Origin of the sequence: uncultured Roseovarius sp., from assembly GCF_913054395.1 — a bacterium.
GTDB lineage: Bacteria > Pseudomonadota > Alphaproteobacteria > Rhodobacterales > Rhodobacteraceae > Roseovarius.
The window spans coordinates 1-3,453 of record NZ_CAJXIP010000234.1 but is presented as its reverse complement, the minus strand read 5'-3'; the positions used below and the strand labels follow the sequence as shown (position 1 = coordinate 3,453).

5 protein-coding genes are annotated in these 3,453 nt (G+C 60.6%); 3 read left to right on the top strand and 2 right to left on the bottom strand.

Annotation, left to right across the window (positions count from 1 at the left end; translation table 11 throughout):
• Nucleotides 1-375, bottom strand: a 375-nt coding sequence (locus tag QZ522_RS18560) for a beta-ketoacyl synthase N-terminal-like domain-containing protein (protein ID WP_294615090.1), incomplete at its 3' end; no start/stop codon positions are given.
• 96 nt (nt 376-471) lie between these two features.
• Here QZ522_RS18560 and QZ522_RS18555 point away from each other — a divergent pair.
• The 3 genes from QZ522_RS18555 (at nt 472) to ggt (ending at nt 3,118) form a co-directional block, all read left to right on the top strand.
• Complete coding sequence (locus tag QZ522_RS18555) at nt 472-810, top strand: STAS domain-containing protein (protein WP_294615087.1); 339 nt, start codon at nt 472-474, stop codon at nt 808-810.
• Nucleotides 811-858: 48 nt separating this feature from the next.
• The gene (locus QZ522_RS18550) at nt 859-1,305 is read left to right on the top strand and encodes an ATP-binding protein (RefSeq protein WP_294615085.1); all 447 of its coding nucleotides are present in this window, start codon (nt 859-861) and stop codon (nt 1,303-1,305) included.
• Nucleotides 1,306-1,540: 235 nt separating this feature from the next.
• Nucleotides 1,541-3,118: a gamma-glutamyltransferase gene (ggt, locus tag QZ522_RS18545; protein WP_294615082.1), complete on the top strand. Its 1,578-nt coding sequence runs from the start codon at nt 1,541-1,543 to the stop codon at nt 3,116-3,118.
• 46 nt (nt 3,119-3,164) lie between these two features.
• Here the strand turns inward: ggt and hspQ are convergent.
• Nucleotides 3,165-3,453: heat shock protein HspQ (gene hspQ, locus QZ522_RS18540; RefSeq protein ID WP_294615079.1), on the bottom strand; the 289-nt coding region annotated here is incomplete at its 5' end.

Here is a 3,453-nt window from a genome sequence, read left to right as displayed (position 1 = left end):
GCGGTCGAGCAGGTAAGGCGCGTTGGACATGCTCTCCATGCCGCCTGCAATCATTGTGTTCGCATGACCCAGTGCAATCTGGTCAAAGGCCATCATGGCGGCCTTCATGCCAGATCCACACATTTTATTCAGAGTCGTGGCAGGTACGTCTTCGCCCAAGCCGGCTGCAAATCCTGCCTGACGTGCCGGCGCCTGCCCCAGACCGGCCGACAAAACACAGCCCATCAGCACCTCTTCGACGGTCTCGGCCCCGGCATCGGCTAGCGCCGCGCGAATCGCCGCGCCGCCCAGGACAGAGGCCTCGACCCCGTCGAAATCTCCTTGAAACCCGCCCATGGGGGTCCGCGATGCCCCTGCGATCACGACTTCTTTCATTGCTCCACCTCCTGAAAAACTCTGAACCTGAATACCGAATGGTAAGGAATTGGGTCTAGCCTTGGCCGTATTACTACGTATCGGGCCGGAGGCACCATGGACCTGCAATCAACATATCACAATGACATGAATATCATAACCGTCGCCGAGGCGCGGATCGACGCCGCCGCCGCCATCAAGTTCAAGGACAAGATGCGGGATGCCACGTCGCAGGGTCCTGCACATATCGTGCTTGATCTCAGCAACGTCACCTTCGTCGACTCAAGCGGCCTTGGCGCCATCGTCGCCGCAATGAAACAACTGAACGGCGAGCGGCGGCTTGACCTGGCGGGGCTGACCCCTGATGTGGCCAAGGTTTTTCGCCTGACCCGTATGGATACCGTTTTCGTGATCCATGACGATATCATCGCCCTCAAAATGCACGCAACGGGCTGATCCGGGATTGGACTTTCGGAAATCGGCCAGATCAAAAGGGACATCGCGTTGACTGCCGATGGCGATCCACAGGAGTTCACGCTGATCGCGGTGGCGTCCGAGCTAGCGGTACGTGACATCTTGCTTGCTCTGCGCAGCCGGCTTTCGGCCCATGGTGTAAGCGACGACACCTGCGGCTCGGTCGAGCTGGCAATGGCAGAGGCGCTTAACAATATTGTCGAGCATGCCTATGCCGGTGAGCAGTCACGCGATATTCGCCTGAGCGTTTCGATCAAGCCGGAGCGGCTTTGCTGTCATGTTCGCGATGGCGGTGCGCCCCTGCCCGACCTGTGTCTGCCCCAAGGCGGCTTGCCAGATCCCTCTGGGCCGCGAAATGACCTGCCAGAGGGGGGATTTGGCTGGTTTCTCATTCGCGCCCTGACAGAGCGAGTGACCTATGAACGGCGTGACGGGATGAATCATCTGACGCTGGAATTCCTGCACTCGGGCGCGTGACACAACCTATCCGTGCCGACGCCGCAATCTAACCTCAATTTCTCCAAACTCGCGCCGCAGACCGCGACCATACCTTAGAGTGTAGCTGCATATGGCTTCCCTCGGCGCCGTGCGTAATAGCCCCCACCCAGTGTGCGGCGTCGAGGTACTTCCTTTCCCTTAAAATTCCGGCTGCAATTGGCAAATCATTGCGCGCGCACTAATGTCCGCTCAAAATCAGGACAACGGAGACGACATGCGCGATTTTCACCTGCCCGGCCGCTCGGCCACATTTGCAACGAACGGGATGTGCGCCACATCGCACCCACTGGCAGCCAAGGCCGCGATAGACATCCTTGAAAGGGGCGGCAACGCCATGGATGCGGCGATTGCCGGGGCCGTGCTTCTTGGCATCTGCGAACCGCAGATGACCGGGATAGGGGGCGATTGCTTTGTGCTTTTCTCCAAGCCGGGACAGGACCGGATAGAGGCGCTTAATGGCTCGGGGCGCGCGCCCAAAGCCGCGACCGCCGCCGATCTGCGCGCGCAGGGTCTCGGGGCGGTTCCGCTCAATAGCGCCCATGCGGTAACAATTCCCGGCGCGATTGACGCCTTTTGCCAGCTCAGCGCCGATCATGGCCGCCTTGGCCTTGATACCCTGCTGGCACCCGCAATCCATTATGCCGAAAACGGGGTGCCGGTGGCACCGCGCGTGGCGCATGACTGGCCCACCGCTGGCAAGGCCCTGCAGGGACATGGGCTGCGTCATTTCATGCCGAACGGCACGCCGCTCAAGCCCGGCGAGATGTTCCGCGCCCCCGGTCAGGCCGAGGTGCTGCGCCGGATTGCCAAGGACGGGCGCGCGGCGTTTTACGAGGGCGAGATCGCCGAAGATATGCTGGCCGCGCTCAACGCCCTGGGCGGCGTGCACAGCGCGGCGGATTTCGCTGCTCAACGCTGTGATTACACCACCCCGGTCAGCGGTGAGTACAAAGGCGCCAACCTGGTCGAGCATCCCCCAAACGGTCAGGGTGCCACGGCGATCCTGCTTCTCAATATCCTCAAGCATTTCGACATTGCCGGCATGGATCCATTCGGCGCCGAACGCGTGCATATCGAGGCCGAGGCCACGAAGCTTGCCTATGATGCACGCAATCGCTTTATCGCCGATCCGGCACACACCACGCGGCTTGACTACATGCTGGCGCCCGAAACGGCGGCAAAACTGGCCGCGCTGATTGACCCGGGCAAGGCAATGGCCTCGGCGAAATCGCTGACCGAGGCCGTGCATCGCGATACGATCTATATCACCGTGGTTGACAGCGATCGCATGGCGGTCTCGCTGATCTATTCGATCTTTCACGGGTTCGGCTCTGGTATCGCATCCGAGAAATTCGGTATTTTGCTGCAAAACCGGGGGGCCGGCTTTACCCTTGAAGAGGGGCACCCCAACGAGCTTGGCGGGGGCAAGCGACCGATGCACACGATCATTCCCGGCATGCTGACCGAAGGTGGTCGCGTGACCATGCCGTTCGGGGTGATGGGCGGGTCCTATCAGTCGACGGGCCATGCACGATTGGTGTCGAACCTGCGCGATTTCGGGATGCACCCGCAGGCCGCCATCGACGCCCCGCGCGCCTTTGCCGATCCGACAGGTCTCAAACTTGAGCGCGGTTATGGGCCGGATGTGGCGCAGGCGCTTGCGGACAAGGGCCACGACGTGATCACCGATCCGGATGCGATCGGCGGCGCACAGGCGATCCTGATCCACGAAAACGGCATTCTGGAAGGCGGCAGTGATCCGCGCAAAGATGGCTGTGCCTTGGGATACTAAGATCAGGAAGGGTGGGCGAAAGCCCGCCCTTTCATGCCTCTGGCGCCTAGTTCAGCTGAAAGTGCAGAGGGTAATGCCCGTCTTCGAACGGGCCGAACAGATCGGGGATATCAGGGTGATCCACCGGCTCGCCCGAATAATCGGCAACAAGGTTCTGTTCGCTTACATAGGCCACGTAATAGCTTTGATCGTTCTCGGCCAGAAGGTGATAGAACGGCTGTTCTTTCGACGGGCGGCTATCCTCGGGGATCGAGGCATACCATTCATCCGTATTTGAAAACTGCGGATCGACGTCAAACACCACCCCGCGAAAGGGATGTTTCTTGTGACGGACA